We start from the raw sequence: 18219 nt of genomic DNA on the forward strand, positions 1-18219 counted from the left end.
GACATTTCAATAACTCAAGGAGGCGCCGTGAAGATCGAACTCGTCACACTGCGACAGATCGAGCGTGAGAAGGAGATTCCCTTCGATGAGCTCGTGGAGATCATCGAGCAGGCGATCCAGTCCGCATACCTGCGCCACGCGGAGAACCAGAACATCCCGGTTCCTAAAGAAGACGAGGTTCGTGTCACCCTCGACCGCAAGACCGGTCAGATCTCGGTGCTCGTGCCTGAGCTTGACGAGCAGGGCGAGATCATCGGCGAGGCGTACGTCACCACCGACGAATTCGGTCGTGTCGCTTCGAGCGCGGCGAAGCAGGTCATCAACCAGCGCCTGCGCGACCTCACCGACGACGCCGTGCTCGGCGCGTTCAAGGACAAAGAAGGCCAGATCGTTTCGGGCGTCGTGCAGCAGGGCCCCAACCCACGCATGGTGCACGTCGACCTGGGCGATCTTGAGGCGATCCTGCCCCCTGAGGAGCAGGTACCGGGCGAGAAGTACCCGCACGGCGCGCGTATCCGCGTCTACGTTACGAGCGTTTCGAAGGGTCTGAAGGGCCCGCAGGTGATCGTGTCGCGCACCCACCCCGGTCTCGTGCGCAAGCTGTTCGAACGTGAGGTGCCCGAGCTCGCCGAAGGCATCGTCGAAATCGTGTCACTCGCCCGTGAGGCGGGGCACCGCACGAAGGTCGCTGTTCGCGCGAAGCAGCCCGGCATCAACGCCAAGGGCACCTGCATCGGTGAGATGGGCAGCCGCGTGCGCGCGGTGATGAGCGAGCTTGGTGAGGAGAAGATCGACATTGTCGACTACTCCTCCCAGCTGCCGGCGTTCGTCGCGAATGCGCTCTCGCCCGCGAAGGTGACCGACGTCTTCATGTTGAACGAGTCACTGAAGCAGGTGCGCGCCCTCGTGCCCGACTTCCAGCTCTCGCTCGCGATCGGCAAGGAGGGTCAGAACGCCCGCCTCGCCGCGAAACTGACGGGCGCAAAGATCGACATCCAGCCCGATTCGATTATGAACGACTGAGATGATTGGGCTGGGTGTTTCGATCTTTGCGCCGGAGCGCTCAGAGAGATCGCGCCAGCGATTTCGCGCTCCGGTTCGCGAGCGCGAAATGCTACAAGGGAAAACGCGTCAGCGTTTTCTCGCATTTTGCGGTGGCGCCACTGCGCCAGGCGAGTGCAGCAAATACAGACATCCAGCCTGCGGGGATCGCTTGAGCAGAAGCGCGCCAGCGGTTCTGCGCGATCCGCGGCGGCGCCACCGCGCCGCATTATGAACGACTGAGATCACCCACTGGGGCGCTCTCTTCAGGGCGTGGATCGCAGTTCAGGTGGAGGAGTCGCAGGAGAATCCTCCGCCTGAACTGCGATCCGCCACCTGAGACAACGCCCGGGATCGCTGCGAGCGGACGCCGGGGGAGCGCCCGGGAGGATGCCTCGTGGAGGAAGCTGGTAAGATGGATCCGATTCGGACCTGTGTCACGTGCCGCAAGCGTGCGTCGCGTGATGAACTGCTGCGAGTGGTGCTGCAAGATGGTCGGCTGGTAGCCGATGATCGTGCGGTGCTTCCGGGGCGGGGAGCCTGGGTGCACCCCACGGCGCAGTGTCTGAATCGAGCGGTGTCGCGCGGGGTTTTTCCGCGTGCGCTGAAGGTGTCGGGGAAGCCCGACGCCGGCCCTTTAGAGAACAGGCTGAAAACACTCATGGACAACTAATGAGCGGCTCACAATGAGGCCCGTCCGATAACCAAGGTTCTCGCCTGTCTGGCGTGAACCCAGACAGGAGAAAAGTGGCAAACCCACGCGTACACGAGATCGCTACTGAGATCGGTGTCGATAGCAAGGTCGTCCTTGCAAAGCTTAAGGAGATGGGCGAGTTCGTCAAGGCGCCCTCGTCCGCAATCGCGCCCCCGGTGGCGCGCAAGGTCAAGGCTGCCCTCGAGGCGGATGGCGTGACCAAGAAAGACGATGCGCCGTCCGAGGCGAAGCCGACTGCCAAGAAGCCCGCAGCGCCCAAGCCCGGCCCGAAGCCGGCGCCGAAGGCAGTCGAAGAGCCCGCAGCTCCCGCTGCTGAGGCTCCGAAGAAGCCCGCAAGCCCCAAGGCCGATGGCGCCGCTGGTGCTGCGGAGGCTCCGAAATCGGCTGCTGCCCCGAAGTCGGCGGCAGCACCGAAGCCCGGCGCGAAGCCCGCGGCCGCATCGCAGCCGGGTGCTAAGCCCGGCCCGAAGCCTGCAGGCCCCCGCCCGGGTAACAATCCCTTCGCGTCGAGCCAGGGCATGGGCATTCCCCGCCCGCCGCGTCCCGGCAACAATCCCTTCGCGCCGAACCAGGGTATGAACCGCAGTGGTGGCGCAGGTCGCCCGAACCCTGGCAACATCCCCCGTCCCGCTCCTCGCCCGCAGGGTGCCGGTGCGGGTGCTGGTCGTCCCGGTGGTCCGGGTCGTCCCGGCGGCGGTCGTCCCGGTGGTGGCGGCGGATTCAACCGTCCCGGCGGCGGTGGCACCGGCCCCGGTGCCGGCACTGGCACCGGTTTCGGTGGGCCCCGTCCCGGCGGCGGCTTTGCTGGTCGCGGTCGCGGTGGTCGTGGTGCCGGCACTGCCGGTGCGTTCGGCCGTGGCGGCTCCAAGAGCAAGGCACGCAAGTCGAAGCGGGCGAAGCGGCAAGAGTTCGAGATGCGCCAGGCGCCGTCGATTGGCGGCGTGCAGGTTCCTCGCGGCGACGGCAACACGCCGATCCGTCTGCGTCGCGGCGCATCGCTCTCTGACTTCGCCGACAAGATCGATACGAGTGCATCGAACCTCGTGACGATCCTGTTCCACCTCGGTGAGATGGCGACTGCGACGGAGTCGCTTGACGAGGCGACCTTCGAGATCCTCGGCGACGAGCTGGGCTACAAGATCCAGATCGTCTCGCCTGAGGACGAAGACCGCGAGCTGCTCGAGGGCTTCGATATCGATATCGAGGGCGAGCTCGAAGACGAGGGTGACGAGGTGCTGCAGCCGCGGCCTCCCGTGGTTACCGTCATGGGCCACGTCGATCACGGTAAGACCCGACTGCTCGATGCCATTCGCAAGGCAGACGTGGGCGGCGGCGAGGCCGGCGGGATCACGCAGCACATCGGCGCCTACCAGGTGCATACCGTGCACGATGGCGTGGAGCGCGCGCTCACCTTCATTGACACCCCGGGTCACGAGGCGTTCACCGCTATGCGTGCCCGTGGTGCGCAGGTCACCGACATCGCGATCCTTGTGGTCGCTGCCGATGACGGCATTATGCCGCAGACGATCGAGGCGCTGAACCACGCCCAGTCGGCGAACGTGCCGATCGTGGTCGCGGTCAACAAGATCGATAAGGAGGGTGCGAACCCCGAGAAGGTGCGCCAGCAGCTCACCGAGTTCGGTCTCGTCTCCGAGGAGTGGGGCGGCGACGTCATGTTCGTCGATGTCTCGGCCAAGAACAACGTCGGTATCACCGATCTGCTCGACGCCGTGCTGCTCACCGCGGACGCCGGTCTTGACCTGCGTGCGAACCCCGATAAGGATGCGCGCGGTGTCGCGATCGAGGCGAAGCTCGACAAGGGCCGCGGATCCGTCGCGACAGTGCTCATCCAGTCGGGTACGCTGCGCGTCGGCGATGCAATCGTGGCGGGCACCGCCTACGGTCGTGTGCGTGCGATGAGCGACGAGAACGGCGATCCCGTGCTCGAGGCGCTTCCCTCGCGTCCGGTGCAGGTGCAGGGTCTGTCGAGCGTTCCGCGCGCCGGCGATAACTTCATCGTCACCTCCGAGGACCGCACGGCCCGCCAGATCGCTGAGAAGCGTGAGGCTGCCGAGCGCAACGCCCAGCTCGCGAAGGCCCGCAAGCGCATCAGCCTTGAAGACTTCACGAAGGCTCTCGAGGATGGCAAGGTCGAGTCGCTCAACCTCATCATCAAGGGTGACGTGTCGGGTGCTGTGGAGGCGCTCGAGGAGTCGCTGATGAAGATCGAGGTCGACGATTCGGTCCAGCTGCGTATTCTGCACCGCGGCGTCGGCGCGATCACCGAGTCGGACGTGGATCTTGCCACGATCGACAACGCGATCGTCATCGGCTTCAACGTGCGGCCGGACGTCAAGGCTCGCGAGCGTGCTGCGCGCGAGGGTATCGACATCCGCTTCTACAACGTCATCTACAACGCGCTCGACGACATCGAGAACTCGCTCACGGGCATGCTCAAGCCTGAGTACGAAGAGGTCCAGTCGGGTGTGGCCGAGATCCGCGAGGTGTTCCGCTCCTCGAAGTTCGGCAACATCGCCGGTGTCATCGTGCGCAGCGGTACGATCACGCGCAACGCGAAGGCACGCGTCATCCGTGAGGGTGTGGTGATCGCCGATGGCCTGGCCATCGAGTCGCTGCGTCGCTTCAAGGACGACGTCACCGAGGTCAAGACCGACTTCGAGGCCGGTATCGGCCTCGGCAAGTACAACGACATCCAGCCGGGTGACGAGATCGAGACCACTGAGATGGTGGAGAAGCCGCGCGCGTAGCGAGCGGTTCCCGCGAACAGGGGCGGGGCGGGTCGGCAATGCGCCGATGCGCCCCGCCCCTGTCTGCATTGCAGCTGCTCCGGCCTGCACCCTGCTGCTGTTGAGCTAGGGGGAAGGCGGCGGCAAGCTTAGAGTATGCAGGGGGGGGGCGGATCAGGCGAGCTGCTGCACGCGGACGGTGTTGCCCGCGGGGTCGCGGAAGGCGAAGTCGCGGGTGCCCCAGTCCTGGTCCATGGGCTCCTGGAGCACATCGACGCCGGAGGCCTCGACCTTCTCGAAGAGCGGCTGCAGTTCGTCGGTCGCGAAGACGACTGAGGCGTAGGCACCCTTCGCGACGAGTTCGCGCAAGACGCGGCGCTCGTCGTCGGTGAGACCAGGGTCGATGGCGGGGGGTGTGAGCACGATAGAGGTATCGGGCTGGTTGGGCGGGCCGACCGTGATCCAGCGCATGTCTGCGTATCCGACGTCATTGCGAACGTCGAATCCGAGCACGTCGCGGTAGAACGCCAGGGAGGCCTCGGGGTCGGTGTGGGGCAGGAATGTGACGTGAATGTTGATCTTCATGCCCGTCACGCTACTCACCGTCTGAGCGAGAAACTTCTCGATTCCTGACCGGTTTCGTGGCGCGCATCGTGATGATGCCTGGCAGCCCGGCGAGCGGTTCGCAGCCCTCCCTGCGGTAGCGCCCGGGCGACATGCCGACGAGTTCGGTGAATCGGGTGGTGAAGGTGCCGAGCGAGCCGTATCCCACGGCGAAGCACACCTCGGTGACGCTGAGGTCGCCGCGGCGCAGCAGTGTCATGGCGCGTTCGATGCGGCGCGTCATGAGGTAGCTGTAGGGGGATTCGCCGTACGCGGCTTTGAATTCGCGGCTGAGATGCCCCGCCGAGAAGCCGACGCCGCTGGCCAGCGAGGCCACGTCGAGGGGGCTGGCGTAGTCGCGGTCGATGCGGTCGCGCACCTTCCGCAGCCGCACGAGATCGTGCAGGCGGTCTTCGTCGGCTCTGCTCACGGGTCCATCTTCGCGGATCCGACCGCTCGGAGCGACAGGGCCGGTGCGCTGCGTGTCGGGGGCTGGCGGTAGGCTGGTGGTATGAGCAATCCGAGGGCCGGCAAGGTGGCAGAGCGCATCCAGCAGATCATCGCGCGCAGGCTGGAGAAGGGGCTGCGGGATCCGCGCCTCGGTTTCGTGACGATCACCGATGTGCGCGTCACGGGTGATCTGCAGCAGGCGAGTGTGTTCTACACGGTGTACGGCGATGAGAAGGAGCAGGCCGATTCGGCGGCGGCGCTGAAGGCTGCCACCGGCATGCTGCGCACCGAGGTGGGCAAGCAGCTGGGCACCCGGCTCACGCCTGTGCTCGAGTTCATCCACGACGAGCTTCCCGAGAGCGCGCAGCACCTCAACGATCTGCTGGCCGAGGCGAAGCGCCGCGACGAAGAGGCTGCGGCACTCGCTGCCGGCGCCCAGTACGCCGGCGAGGCCGACCCCTATGTGAAGCCTCGCGAAGAAGACGACGACGAGCGCTGATCCGCGCTGACGCAGCCGCGGGCTGTGCGCGGCACGGGCAGTGCGGGTCTGCTCAGGGCAGGCGCACGGTTCCGTCGAACTCGACCATCAGCCCGTCGGTGATGAGGGAGTCGTAGGCTCGGCGAGGCTGCTCGGGGTCGCGCACGCCTCCATCGGCTGCGGCAGCGAGGGCCTGCGCTGTTGAGACGGGGGCTGCGGCGTTGCGCAGCACGGCCATGATGCGGCCGCGCACCTGGCGGTCGCTGCTTGCGAACTTGGCCTGCCGTGGTCGCTTTGATGGGGCATTGTCGGGATAGCCCGCGCCGCGCCATTCGCACCACTGTGCAACAGGGCAGGCGTCGCAGCGGGGTGCGCGCGCAGTGCAGACCACGGCACCGAGCTCCATCGCGGCGGCGTTGCAGACGGCAGCCGCTTCGGGCTGTTCGGGCAGCAGCTGCTCCATGTCGCTCAGGTCGCTGGGCGCGGGCATGCCTGCGGCGGCTTTCCCGTGCATCATGCGGGCGAGCACGCGTCTGGTGTTGGTGTCGACGACGGGGTGCCGTTCGCCGAATGCGAAGGCTGCGACGGCTCGCGCCGTGTACGGGCCGATACCGGTGAGGGCGAGCAGTTGATCCACGTCTGAGGGCACCTGATCGCCGTGCTGTTCGGCGATTTCGATGGCGGCGCGGTGCAGCCAGAGTGCGCGGCGCGGGTAGCCGAGACGGTCCCAGGCGCGCACGGCTTCGCCTGGCTCCTCCGCGGCGAGTGCTGAGGGTGTGGGCCAGCGCTCGATCCAGGCGGTCCAGCGGGGGATGACCCTGTCGACCTGGGTCTGCTGCAGCATGAATTCGGAGACGAGGATCGCCCAGGGCGTCACTGCAGCGGCGCGCCAGGGCAGTTCTCGCGCGGTGCGCGCGTACCAGGCGTTGAGTGCGCTCGCGATCGGAGTGGTGTCCACGGCCCATAGCCTAGCGATCCGCAACTCCGAGCATGGGGCTCTGGATGCATCACCCGCCGCAGCTCAAGGCGTGGATTGCAGCTCAGACTGAGGTGTTCGGCGAGAACCTCGGCCTGAGCTGCGATCCACGGTGTGAACGGAGGCCGCTCACCCCGCACGCTCAGGGCTAGGCTTGGGGGGTGACGAATCAGGCTCAGAACGCGCCCGGCCCGCTGCCCCCGCAGGGGGCGATCCTGCTGATCGACAAAGCTGAGGGGTGGACCAGCCACGACGTCGTCGCCAAGGCGCGGCGTGCGCTCGGCACCCGCAAGGTGGGGCATGCTGGCACCCTCGACCCGATGGCAACGGGTTTGCTGGTGCTCGGCGCCGGCCCTGCGACGCGGTTGCTCACCCACCTCGTGGGCCTGGACAAGACCTACACGGCGACGATCCGCCTCGGCTCTGCGACGGTCACCGACGACCGCGAGGGCGATACCGTGAGCATTGCGGATCCGGCTGATGTGGCCCGCCTCGCGGCCGATCCGGCCCGCATCGTTGCAGCAGTTGCCGAGCTGACGGGTGACATCGAGCAAGCGCCGAGCGCGGTGAGTGCGATCAAGGTCGACGGGCGCCGCGCCTACGACAGGGTGCGGGCCGGTGAGCATGTTGAGTTGCAGAAGCGGCCGGTGACGATCCACGCCTTCGAGATCGGTGAGCCGCGGGCCGGTCTTGCTGTGGGCCCTGACGGCGGCGAGTATGCGGTGCTCGATATCGAGGCGACGGTGCGGTGTTCGTCTGGCACCTATATTCGCGCGCTCGCCCGTGATGTGGGGGCTGCGCTCGGAGTTGGCGGGCATTTGACGGCGCTGCGGCGCACTGAGGTTGGCCCGTTTGCGGTGGAGGGTGTCACCTCCATTGAGCAGTTGGTGGAGGGTCGGATCGGCGCGCTTGCTGAGCCGACTGCGGTGGCGACCGCGCTGTTTCCCGAGCTGGTGCTGACGGCGGAGCAGGCTATCGATCTGGGGCACGGCAAGCGGGTGGATGTGGATCCGGAGGTGTGCCCCGATGCGAAACTGGTGGCCGCTGTTGCGCCTGATGGGCGGCTTGTGGGGCTTGTCGAGGTGAAACGCGGGCGCACGAGGGTGGTTACGAATTTTCCGACCCCGGATGCGGCTGCGGGCGCGGGTGCGGATGCAGCTGCGAACGGTGCGAGCGATGTGGGGGGTGCCGCGTGATCCTCTGGTTCACCGTCGTTCTGATTGCGGTCGCGCTTGCCGGGGCAGCGCTGTGTTTGGTCGCGGCGCTGCGGAAGCGGGGGCCTGATGACTTCACGATGGGTGCAACTCTGCTGGTGACGCTGCTGTTGCTCGCGCAGATTGTCATTTCGATTGCGGCGCCGTTCGCGGGCAATACCGCGGTGGGTGATCCGCTTGAATTCTGGATGTACCTGATTGTGGCGTTCCTGCTGCCGCCGGCTGCCGGGTTCTGGGCGCTGGTGGATCGCACTCGCTGGGCCAATCTGGTGCTCGCGGTGGTGCACCTTGCGGTGGCTGTGATGAGCTACCGCATGCTGGTGATCTGGGGTTAGAGCGGGCGCTGGTGACACGTTTGCGACACGCTGGCGTGTCTTCCACCCTCAAGCAGTGATTGAGGGTTTAAACTTCCCGGCTTGACTTGAACGAATCACACCGATGTAATTGTGAGGTATCAGCGCGCATCGCGTGCCCCGGAGGAGAGGAAAGGAGCGACAGTGTCGGATCCGTCGCAGACCCCCGTTCCGGGAAACTGGTTCGTCGACCCCGTCTTCCTCGGTGTTCCGGGGGTTCGCAGTGACGAAGAAGTGCTCGCCTGGCAGATCGACGCCCTCTGTGCGCAGACCGACCCTGAAGCATTCTTCCCCGAAAAGGGCGGATCGACTCGAGAGGCCAAGCGCATCTGCGAGAGCTGCGAAGTGCGCTCCGAATGCCTCGACTACGCGCTTCAGAATGACGAGCGCTTCGGCATTTGGGGCGGTCTCTCTGAGCGTGAGCGCCGCAGGCTACGCCGCGAGGCCGGCTGAGCCGTCGCACAGCGGCTGATCCGCACCCTCAACTTCACCATCGCCCCAGCTGCGCCCTCGACGAATCGTGCGGCAGGGGCGATGGCTATTTGGCGGCTGCCTGGCATGGCGGCGGGGATCGTCAGGCATCGCCGCCTAGACTGAGCGCGATATGCGTACGAGAGTAACCGCCATTCTTGTCGCCCAGCGGGGCGGCGAATGGCTCGACCAGACCATCGCCGGGATCGCGGGCCAGACCGTCGCACCGGATGCGATCGTGGCTGTGAACAACGGGGGAGCGCAGCGGGTCGGCGAGCAGCTCATGCACAGCGGTGCCGAGCGCGTGGTGGGCCTGTCATCACGGCTCTCATTCGGTCAGGCTGTTGCACGCGCCGTGCAGACGGTTCCGGCCGTTGCGGGCGTCGACGACTGGATCTGGCTGCTCAGCGAAGACTCCTGCCCGGAGACGCAGGCCCTCGAACACATTCTCAGCAGCGTGCAGCGCGCCCCCTCGGTGGTGGTCGCCGGCCCCAAGCTCGTCGACTGGGATCACCCGGAGCGCATCATCGAGCTGGGCCAGAGCCTCACCCGCTACGGCTCGCGTTGGACGCTGCGCCGGCAGGAACTCGACCAGCAGCAGTACGACCACCTGCAGGATGTGTTGGGCGTCGGCCCTGTCGGCATGCTCGTGCGGCGCGATATCTGGGAGCAGCTCGGCGGTTTCGATCCTGCGCTGCCCGTCTACGACGACGGGCTCGACTTCTGCGTGCGCGCCAGACTTGCGGGGCACCGTGTCGAGGTCGCGCCAGCGTCGCGGGTGCGCTTCGCGCAGAGCGGCGTGGCAGGCCCCCACCTCGACCGTCGCCGCTCGGTGCTGCGTGCGGCGCACCGGCAGGCCCGCACCTCGCAACTGCACCGGCGGATCTCATACGCTCCGGCACCCGTCGCCTTCTTCGAGTGGCTTGGGTTGCCCGTATACGCCGTGCTGCGCGTGCTGTGGTCGCTGATCCGCGAGCAGCCGGGCTACATGCTCGGCGAGTTCGTGGCGGCGCTCACCGTGTTCTTCAGGCCGCACGCGATCATCGCGTCGCGCCGTCGCATCCGCGCGCATTCGACTGCTGGCTGGCCCGCGATCAGGCAGTTGCGGGTGGATCCCAAGAGCGTGCGCACCTCGCGCATGATCGACAGAGAGGCGATCCTCGCCTCCTCCGGTAGGCAGCGGCGTGAGCTGCACTTCATTTCGAGCGGTGGCCTTGGGGTGCTTGTCGCCGCCTTGGTTGCTGCGGTTGCGCTTACCTGGTGGGCGTTCCCGCAGACGAGCCTTGCCGGTGGGGGGCTCGCACCGCTCAGCGCGATCGATCAGCTGTGGTGGAACACGCGCCCCCTCGGCGGCGTGCCCGCTGATCCGTTCACCTGGGTGCTCGCCCTGCTGGGAACGTTGACCTTCTGGAACCCGTCGCACGCCCTCGTGCTGCTGATGATCGCAGCGATCCCGCTCACCGCGCTGGGCGGCTGGATCTGGGGGGCGCAGCTCACGGAGTCGCGAGCAGCGCGTGTGCTGCTGAGTCTCGGCTTTGCGCTGAGCCCGGTGCTGCTCGGTTCGCTCGAATCGGGGCGTCTGCCCACTCTGGTGCTCGCCATCGTGCTGCCGTGGCTGCTGCTGGCTGCGACCCGTTGCCGCGAGTCGTGGAGCTGGGCGGGTACGGCATCGCTGCTTGCCGCGGTGGCACTCGCTGCGGCACCGATTCTCATTCCCGCGGCGCTAGTGCTGCTCGTAGTGGGACTGTTCAGCACGCTGCGGGGTGCCGCGCGCGTGCTCACCACGGCGCTGCTGCCTGCGGTGCTGTTCGCGCCGAAGGTCGTCTATCTGCTCGTGAACGGTCGCCCGCTGGATCTGCTGCGCGATCCGGGCGTGATCGTGCCTTTTGACGCGGGCACCACCTGGCACCTGCTGCTCGGCTTTCCCGAGTTCGGTCTTGAGGGGTGGGGTGCCATTCTCGACGGGATCGGTCTGGGCGGGCCGCCTGCCACGTTGCTGGTCGGGGTACTCATGGCTCCGATCGCACTGCTCGCGCTGCTGGGCTTGTTCACGGGCCGTGTTGCGGTCACGGTGTTCAATGCTGTGCTCGGCGGGCTGGGTATGTTGACGGCGATTGCGGCCGGGCAGTTGCAGATTGCGATCGTCGGTGAGCAGAGCGTGTCCGTGTGGACGGGTTCGGGGCTTGCCGTGTATTGGATTGCGGTGCTGAGTCTTGCGGCGGTGGGTGCGACGGCGCTGCGGCGCGGTGCGGCGCCTGTTGTTGCGGTGGCGCTTGTGGCTGCACTGCTCGCGGTGGTGCCGGTGGCCGGCAACCTGCTGTTGAATCGTGTGCCGTTCGTGCCGGCGAGCGCGCAGATGCCTGCGCTGGTGCAGGCTGCGGGTGAGAACGATGCTGATGTGCGCACGCTGGTGCTCACTCCGGAGGCGGGTCATAGCGTGCGCGCCGAGCTGGTGACGGGAAGCGGTCTGCGGCTTGATCGCATCCGCTCCTCGCTTGCGGCCCCCGTTGAGACTGCGGAGGATCGTCGCCTTGCCGAGCTTGTGGGCGGTCTCGCGAGCGTGGGCGGAGCCGATATGCGCGAGAGCCTGCGAGACGAGGGTATTGGGTTTGTGTTGCTGGTGAACAGTGGCAGCGATGTGGAGCGGGCGCAGTTGCAGCGCGTGTTCGACCAGCATGCTGCGCTTGCGAGCGCGGGTCTGACCTCGCAGGGGCTGCTGTGGCGGGTGGCGGATCCCGAGTCCGTTGCCGACTCGCAGGGCGATGCGGGCACCAGGCTCGGCGGCACCTCGTTGACGGGGAGCACGATCTGGGGCATTCAGCTTGTGGTGCTGATCGCCGTGGTGCTGCTGGCGTTGCCGACGGGTGAGGTCACCTACCGGCCCGAGCGTCGCAAGCGGCCGAGTCGCCGCGCGGCGAAGCGCGCCGCTGCTAGATCTCGGCTGCCGGTGCAGGCGAGCCCGGTTGATGCTGCGGCACCGGTGGCTGCCGCGCCTGCTGTGGCTCCGGTCGAATCAGTGGCGGATCAGGGTGCTGGGGCCACCGCTCCTGCGGGCCAGGAGGGCCCGGCGAGCGGGCTTCCTGTGGCCGAGCATCCCGAGTATCCCGAGCATCCCGAGAACGGAGACCCACGATGAGTGATCGTTCCCGAGTGCTTCGCGGCGGCGCGCGCGCTGCGACGGGCCTTGTCGTGGTCGGCGTGTGCGCGACCGCGGTGCTGCTGCTCAGCCAGACCGAACTGCCCGCGGTTGAGCGCGCCCCGATCGCTGTGACCGTCGACAGCACCCAGAACACGGTGCGCAGCCTGGTTTGCGCCGGTCCGTTCGGAGAGCTTGGCGCCGATCCTTCCCAGCCCGGGGTGGCCGTGCCAACAGGGAGTCCCGCTGTGGCGATCTCGGGCGCACCGAGCGAGGTCGGAAGCCTGGTGCGGCCGGAGGGCGGAGCATCGTCGCCGCTGGTGATCGAAGCTCCCGCCGATGAGCCGCTGGCCGCCGCGCAGATCCAGGCAGTGAGCACTGAGACTCTGAGCGGTGCGGCGGCGAGCGCCTGCGCTGAGCCGTTGAACGAGCAGTGGCTACTCGGCGGTTCCACAATGCTCGGGGTGTCGACGACGCTCAGCCTGGGCAATCCCGGCTCTGTTCCGGCCACTGTGCAGATCAGCGTCTATGACGAGTCCGGCCCTGTCGATGCGGTGCAGACCGCGGGTGTGCTCGTTGCCGCTGGCACCATGCAGACGGTGTCGCTGAATGGCTATGCCCCCGAGCGGGAGCGGGTCGCCGTCCGTGTGATCAGCACGGGCGCACCCGTCACAGCAACGCTGGGCGTGGGTCAGACCTCCGGTATTTCGCCGTTCGCGGTGTCGTCGGTGACCCGTCAGGTCGACCCGGAGACTGCGCTCGTGATTCCAGGGGTTGCGAATCGAAGCGACCACGGCCACGGCCCGAGCGATTCCGGTGAGGGCGACGACTTCCCTGTGGCCGTGCGGGTGCTCGCGCCCGGCGGTGAGGAGGGCCGCGCCCAGGTGCGCGCCGTCGACGCGAGCGGGGGCATCACCGATCTCGGCGATATTGCGCTCAGCGGGGCGTCGGTCGGTGAACTGCTCGTGCCGCACTGGCCCGAGGGCGCCCAAGCGGTGATGGTGAATGCGGATGTGCCGGTGATCGCTGCGGCGCTCGGCTCCGCGACGGTTGCCGAAGGGCACGATTACGAGTGGTTCGCACCGGCCCCGGTTATTGCTGCTGAGATGCCTGCAGCGGTGCCCGTGGTTGCGGGTGGCGAGCTCGTCGTGGTCAACCCCGGTGACGTTGAAGCCAAATTGGTGATCGAGCAGGCCGATGGCGGCGGTGCGCCCCGCACGCAGAAGTTGCCTGCCGGTGCTGCTGCTGTGGTGCAGGCTCCCGCTGATGCCCTGCTCACGAGCTCGGTTCCCGTGTATGCCGGGGTGCGTTACGTGAGCGGGGGCTTGATCGCCGGGTATCCCGTGCTCGCCCCCGATCCGCGAGAGGGCGCGCTTACCGTCTACACCCGCTGACCTTGCGCGCCCCGCGCGGGCGGCACGGCCGTAGACTGGGTGTCATGTTCCGACGCGATCGCAAGCCCTCCGCCCCCGCCCCCGCCCCTGCGCGCGCGCAGCGGCGGCACGGGCGGCGGGCGATGCGATCTTCCCTCACGGGTGCCGGCCTGCCAGACCCCAACGCCCGCGTGCTGCGCTTCGAGGCCGATGCGCGCGGCGCAGTCGAGTTGCTGCAATCGAGCTTTCCCGATGAGCTGCGCGAGGTGCAGATCGGTTTTCAGACGGCGCCGACCGGGCGCGGTGAGAGCAAGTTTCCGCTCTTCTACTCGGTTGATCGCGCCGCTCGCACGATCATCATGTATCGCATGCCGATCCAGCGGGCTCGTGGCCTGCACGTCGATGATGCCGAGCACCGCCGCTACTTCGTAGAGCACTGCGTCTACCAGGCGGTGTGCGAGTATCTCGGCCGGGAGCCGTGGGAGCTGCTGCCTGGCCGCTTCGAGCACTACTGAGCGGCTGGTGTCGCCGCAATCCACCGACTCAGAGGAGGAGCGGCCATAATGGGAACCATGAGCGCGCGCATCCTGGTGGTTGACGATGACAGGGCCCTTGCTGAGATGCTCGGCATGGTGCTGCAGGGTGAGGGCTTCGCCACTGATTTCTCGGTCGACGGTGCGGAGGCCGTCGAAAAGTTTCGCGAGATGCGACCGGACCTGGTGTTGCTCGATGTGATGCTTCCCGGCCTCGACGGCATTGAGGTTGCGGAGCAAATCCGCGCCGAATCAGGCACCCCGATCATCATGCTCACCGCACGCACCGACACGCGTGATGTAGTGCGCGGTCTCGAAGCCGGCGCAGACGACTACGTCGTCAAGCCGTTCAACCCTGCCGAGCTGATCGCACGCATCCGCGCGCGTTTGCGGGAGCCACAGCAGGACGCCGCCGAGACGCTGCGCATCGGCGATCTCACGATTGATGTCTCGGCGCACGAGGTGCGGCGCGGCTCGCAGCCGATCCCGCTCACCCCGCTCGAGTTCGATCTGCTGGCGATCCTCGCCCGCAAACCACAGCAGGTGTTCACCCGCGAGGTGCTGCTCGAGAAGGTGTGGGGCTACCAGTACAAGGCCGACACGAGGCTTGTGAACGTGCATGTGCAGCGGCTGCGGGCCAAGATCGAGCAAGATCCTGATCACCCGACCATTGTGACAACTGTGCGCGGAGTCGGCTACCGCGCCGGCACACCCGTCGAGTAGGGGTGCCCGTGCCCTCCCTCCGAGCGCAGCCGCCCCTGCCGCACCGGGGGCGATCCCGCGCGGGTATTGCGCTGCGGCGTCTGCAGCTGCGCTGGTTCAGGGCCACGCAACCGGTGCTCGGACCGTTCCGTGCCAGGTGGCGGCGTTCGTTGATGCTGCGCACCATGACGATCACGGGCCTGGTGACGGGCTTTATCATTTTCGTCGCGGGCGTGTTCACACTGACGAGCATCAGCGACGATCTCTACTCGTCGCGCCGTGATCAGGCATTGCAGGATTCTGCGCGCGCGACGCTCGCCGCGCAGCGTCAGATCGATGCTTCTGAGGCCACCGACGCGGTGGGGCTCAGAGAGCTGGCCGTGTCCGTGCGGCGAACGGTGCAAGACACTTCGGCAAGCCAGCTCGTGTACCTGCGACGGCAGCCCGGTCAGCCGTCCTACCCCGAGGCACCTTCTTCGGCTGCGACGAGCGCGATGCTGCGCGAGGCGGTGAGTGCGGAGCTGAGCCGTGCTGTCGGCAGCGGTACCCCGCCGCAGCACTGGCAGGCCGTCACGTTCCACGGTGACGACGGTTCGCAGTCGGCCGGCATTGTGGTGGGCTCGACCCTGACCTTCCCTGCGGAGGCCGGCAGCTACGATCTCTTCATCGGCTACAACCTCGCCGACACCGAAGACACCCTGAGTTTCGTGCAGCGTACGCTGCTCATCACGGCGGCGGCGATGATGGCGTTCATCGGCATCCTGGTGTGGATCATGACGCGGATCGTGTTCCGACCGATCCGCGCTGCAGCCGACACCAGCAGGCGGCTTGCAGCGGGCGAGAGCGACGCCCGCATGCCCTGGCAGAACGATGAGCACTTCGATGCGTTGTCAGAGGGCTTCAACGACATGGCCGACACCCTGCAAGCCCGTATCCGTGAGCTCGACCACCTTTCTGAAATGCAGCAGCGCTTCGTCTCGGACGTGTCGCATGAGCTGCGTACGCCGCTGACCACGATCAGGCTTGCGAGTGAGGTGCTGCAGAACAGCGCCGAAGGGCTCGGCCCCGGCCAGCAGCGCGCCGTCGAGGTGCTCGGAACGCAGGTTGAGCGTTTCGAGTCGTTGCTGGGTGATCTGCTCGAGATCTCGCGCTATGACGCCGGGAGGGTGACGCTCGATACCGAGCCCACTAACCTGGTGTCGCTCGCGCACGAGGTTGTTGACGGCCTGCAGCCGCTGTCGGACAGCCTGATCGAGGTGCGGCCGCTCGGCGGGTACGCGCCTGTCGAGGTCGATGCCCGCAGGATACGCCGTATCGTCTCGAACCTCGTGGGCAACGCGATCGAGCACGGCGAGGGGCATCCGATCGTGGTGACGATCGATTCCAATGCTGCGGCGATCTCGATCGCGGTGCGTGACTGGGGGGTCGGCATGCGGGCGGAGGATGTCGAGCACGTCTTCGATCGTTTTTGGCGGGCGGATCCCTCGCGCAAACGCACCCTCGGCGGCACGGGCCTCGGCCTCGCGATTGCGCAGGAGGATGCCGCGGTGCACGGCGGCATTCTGGAGGCCTGGTCACGGCCCGGTGAGGGCTCCAATTTCAGACTGACGCTGCCGCGCGGGGATGCGATCACGAGTTTCATGTCGCCGTTGCCGCTTGTTCCGGATGACGTCGAGGCCGATGCGGGCGATCAGCAGAAGACCGGCGGGTGGTTGCGGCGCCCGGGCCGGCGCATCCGAAAGGAGCGGCGATGACCAGGTGGACGAGTGCGGCGGCTGCGCTTGCGGCGGTGACGCTGCTTGCGGGGTGCGCGGCGATCCCCTCCTCCGGGGCGGTGCAGCCGGGGCTCACGAATCTGCAGCAGGTCGACCAGACGTGGCAGAGCATTCCTTCGGGTCCGTCCTCTGGCGCGAGCCAGAAAGACGTGGTGCGCGGTTTTGTCGAAGCGGCGTCTTCGAGTGCTGACGACTACGCTGTGGCGCGGGAGTTCCTGGCACCCGAGTATGCGGGGCAGTGGGATCCGCATCTGGGAGTGCTCATCGATGACGGCAGCCGCCCGTATCGGGCCGAGGGCGAGGCTGCGGGTGTGCTGTCGCTCGCCGCAGTTGCAAAGGTCGACGAGAGCGGTGTGATGCTGCCGGTGCCGCCGGGGCCGGCAACGGATATGCGGTTCGAGTTCACGAAGGTTTCCGGGGAGTGGCGCATCTCGTCGGCACCGGCTGGCGTGATCCTCGACAGCACCACGTTCACCTCGATCTGGTCGCCGCGGCAGCTGTACTTCGTGGGGCCTGGTGAACTGCTCGTGCCCGACACGCGCTGGTTCTTGAACCGTTCGTCGCTGCCGACGGCGATCGTGAGCAGACTGCTCGATGGGCCATCGGAGCGGCTGCGCGAGGCCGTGCACAGCGGATTCCCCTCGGGCACGTCGCTCGTGTCGAATGCGGTTCCCGTGGTCGATGGCCGGGCGCGGATTGATCTTTCCGGTGCGCTCTTGCAGGGTGGTCAGAATCAGCTCGCCGAGGTGTATCAGCAGGTGCGCATGAGCCTGCAGACCGTTGCCGATGTCAACGGCTTCGACATGTTCGTCGACGGGGTGCAGGTGCAGCCTCCCCCAGAGGGCACCGGGCCGAGCGTGCTCAGCGAAGTGTATGAGCCGTCGGTGCTCGTCGACGGGCGCTTCGGCACGCTCATCTCCGACCGTTTCGCGGCTGCGCCGGGGTTCACGGAGGGCATCGCGGCGTTCGCGCCGAAGGCGGTGGCGCTCTCGCTCGACGGGAAGACGGCGGCGGTGCTGAACGCCGAGGGTGTGACGCGCCTCGACGCTGACGGTCGCGTGCTGGTCGATGCCCGTGGTGGGCTGCTCGAGCCCGGGGTCGATATCTTCGGCCATGTCTGGACGGTGCAGCGGTCTTCGGCGCAGCAGTTGCAGGTGTGGGGCCCTGACGGTTCGTCTATGACAATCCCGGCACCGTGGCTTGCGGGGCGCGAACCGGTTGCGGTGCGGGTGTCGCCTGAGGGGGCGCGGATCGCGGCGCTCGTGTCCAGCGACTCCGGCAGCCAGGTGCTCGTTGCCGGGGTGGTGCGGGGCGAGAACGGTGTGCCTGTTGCGACGACGGAGGAAGCCGATGTGCAGATGTGGGCGGCTGGGAAGCCGACGGATCTCGACTGGGTGGGGCAGCAGAGCTTTGTTGCCTTGACCCGCGTCGACGACGCCGGCAAGGTGACTGTCGGCGGTCCGGGTCGCTTCGGCGTGGAGCAGGGCGGTTCGATTTCGGGTGGCACGCAAGTGTCGGGCGGGGGCGGACGCACGCAGCTGCGCGTGCGCAGCGAGAGCGGCGATCTTTTCGCGGCGCAGGGCAGCGGCTGGCAGCGCATGGATAGCGGGGTGTCGCTGCTCGCGAAGCGGGGGTGAATCCGGGCGGGTGCG

16 protein-coding genes are annotated in these 18219 nt (G+C 67.2%); 13 read left to right on the forward strand and 3 right to left on the reverse strand.

Features of this window, described 5'->3' with window-relative positions; translation table 11 throughout:
• The first annotated feature begins 27 nt into the window (after window positions 1-27).
• The 3 genes from nusA (at window position 28) to infB (ending at window position 4524) form a co-directional block, all read left to right on the forward strand.
• On the forward strand, window positions 28-1023 hold the full coding sequence (gene nusA / locus WFL22_RS00285) for a transcription termination factor NusA (RefSeq protein ID WP_336652748.1): 996 nt from the start codon (window positions 28-30) through the stop codon (window positions 1021-1023).
• A 433-nt stretch (window positions 1024-1456) separates the two neighbouring features.
• A complete protein-coding gene (locus tag WFL22_RS00290) occupies window positions 1457-1714 on the forward strand; it encodes a YlxR family protein (RefSeq protein ID WP_336991780.1) in 258 nt (85 codons plus the stop codon).
• 74 nt (window positions 1715-1788) lie between these two features.
• Complete coding sequence (infB, locus tag WFL22_RS00295; protein ID WP_336990981.1) at window positions 1789-4524, forward strand: translation initiation factor IF-2; 2736 nt, start codon at window positions 1789-1791, stop codon at window positions 4522-4524.
• A gap of 153 nt (window positions 4525-4677) precedes the next feature.
• Here infB and WFL22_RS00300 read toward each other — a convergent pair whose 3' ends face one another.
• Entirely contained in the window at window positions 4678-5088 is a 411-nt protein-coding gene (locus WFL22_RS00300; RefSeq protein WP_336990983.1) for a VOC family protein, read from the reverse strand.
• Window positions 5089-5098: 10 nt separating this feature from the next.
• A complete protein-coding gene (locus WFL22_RS00305) occupies window positions 5099-5536 on the reverse strand; it encodes a helix-turn-helix transcriptional regulator (RefSeq protein WP_336990984.1) in 438 nt (145 codons plus the stop codon).
• A gap of 81 nt (window positions 5537-5617) precedes the next feature.
• Here WFL22_RS00305 and rbfA point away from each other — a divergent pair, with 81 nt between their 5' ends.
• On the forward strand, window positions 5618-6055 hold the full coding sequence (gene rbfA, locus WFL22_RS00310; protein ID WP_336652744.1) for a 30S ribosome-binding factor RbfA: 438 nt from the start codon (window positions 5618-5620) through the stop codon (window positions 6053-6055).
• A gap of 52 nt (window positions 6056-6107) precedes the next feature.
• Here the strand turns inward: rbfA and WFL22_RS00315 are convergent, their stop codons facing one another.
• The gene (locus WFL22_RS00315; RefSeq protein ID WP_336990986.1) at window positions 6108-6992 is read right to left on the reverse strand and encodes an A/G-specific adenine glycosylase; all 885 of its coding nucleotides are present in this window, start codon (window positions 6990-6992) and stop codon (window positions 6108-6110) included.
• Window positions 6993-7171: 179 nt separating this feature from the next.
• Here WFL22_RS00315 and truB point away from each other — a divergent pair, with 179 nt between their 5' ends.
• The 9 genes from truB (at window position 7172) to WFL22_RS00360 (ending at window position 18204) form a co-directional block, all read left to right on the forward strand.
• A complete protein-coding gene (gene truB, locus WFL22_RS00320) occupies window positions 7172-8206 on the forward strand; it encodes a tRNA pseudouridine(55) synthase TruB (protein WP_336990988.1) in 1035 nt (344 codons plus the stop codon).
• Entirely contained in the window at window positions 8203-8559 is a 357-nt protein-coding gene (locus tag WFL22_RS00325; RefSeq protein WP_336652741.1) for a hypothetical protein, read from the forward strand. The genes truB and WFL22_RS00325 overlap by 4 nt, the downstream gene beginning before the upstream one ends.
• Window positions 8560-8811: 252 nt before the next feature.
• Complete coding sequence (locus WFL22_RS00330; RefSeq protein WP_336991782.1) at window positions 8812-9030, forward strand: WhiB family transcriptional regulator; 219 nt, start codon at window positions 8812-8814, stop codon at window positions 9028-9030.
• Between the two features lie 151 nt (window positions 9031-9181).
• A complete protein-coding gene (locus WFL22_RS00335) occupies window positions 9182-12184 on the forward strand; it encodes a glycosyltransferase family 2 protein (protein WP_336990989.1) in 3003 nt (1000 codons plus the stop codon).
• The gene (locus tag WFL22_RS00340) at window positions 12181-13578 is read left to right on the forward strand and encodes a DUF5719 family protein (protein ID WP_336990990.1); all 1398 of its coding nucleotides are present in this window, start codon (window positions 12181-12183) and stop codon (window positions 13576-13578) included. Before WFL22_RS00335 ends, WFL22_RS00340 begins: the two co-directional genes overlap by 4 nt.
• Before the next feature lie 44 nt (window positions 13579-13622).
• Entirely contained in the window at window positions 13623-14072 is a 450-nt protein-coding gene (locus WFL22_RS00345) for a metallopeptidase family protein (RefSeq protein WP_336990991.1), read from the forward strand.
• A 57-nt stretch (window positions 14073-14129) separates the two neighbouring features.
• Window positions 14130-14813 (forward strand): MtrAB system response regulator MtrA, encoded by a 684-nt coding sequence (mtrA, locus tag WFL22_RS00350; RefSeq protein WP_336652737.1) that lies wholly within the window; start codon window positions 14130-14132, stop codon window positions 14811-14813.
• 8 nt (window positions 14814-14821) lie between these two features.
• Window positions 14822-16546 carry an MtrAB system histidine kinase MtrB gene (gene mtrB, locus WFL22_RS00355; protein ID WP_336990992.1) on the forward strand — a complete coding sequence of 575 codons (1725 nt, stop codon included), beginning with the start codon at window positions 14822-14824 and terminating at the stop codon, window positions 16544-16546.
• A complete protein-coding gene (locus WFL22_RS00360; protein ID WP_336990993.1) occupies window positions 16543-18204 on the forward strand; it encodes a GerMN domain-containing protein in 1662 nt (553 codons plus the stop codon). Before mtrB ends, WFL22_RS00360 begins: the two co-directional genes overlap by 4 nt.
• Window positions 18205-18219: the final 15 nt, after the last annotated feature.

Origin of the sequence: Leucobacter sp. VD1 (genome assembly GCF_037150695.1) — a bacterium.
Taxonomy (GTDB): Bacteria; Actinomycetota; Actinomycetes; order Actinomycetales; family Microbacteriaceae; genus Leucobacter.

Bases quoted from the DNA above. Each gene is read 5' to 3' on its own strand.
- WFL22_RS00290 (WP_336991780.1), top strand. From the start codon at position 1,457: ATGGATCCGATTCGGACCTGTGTCACGTGCCGCAAGCGTGCGTCGCGT.
- WFL22_RS00300 (WP_336990983.1), bottom strand. From the start codon at position 5,088: ATGAAGATCAACATTCACGTCACATTCCTGCCCCACACCGACCCCGAG.
- rbfA (WP_336652744.1), top strand. From the start codon at position 5,618: ATGAGCAATCCGAGGGCCGGCAAGGTGGCAGAGCGCATCCAGCAGATC.
- WFL22_RS00335 (WP_336990989.1), top strand. From the start codon at position 9,182: ATGCGTACGAGAGTAACCGCCATTCTTGTCGCCCAGCGGGGCGGCGAA.
- WFL22_RS00340 (WP_336990990.1), top strand. From the start codon at position 12,181: ATGAGTGATCGTTCCCGAGTGCTTCGCGGCGGCGCGCGCGCTGCGACG.
- WFL22_RS00345 (WP_336990991.1), top strand. From the start codon at position 13,623: ATGTTCCGACGCGATCGCAAGCCCTCCGCCCCCGCCCCCGCCCCTGCG.
- mtrA (WP_336652737.1), top strand. From the start codon at position 14,130: ATGAGCGCGCGCATCCTGGTGGTTGACGATGACAGGGCCCTTGCTGAG.
- WFL22_RS00360 (WP_336990993.1), top strand. From the start codon at position 16,543: ATGACCAGGTGGACGAGTGCGGCGGCTGCGCTTGCGGCGGTGACGCTG.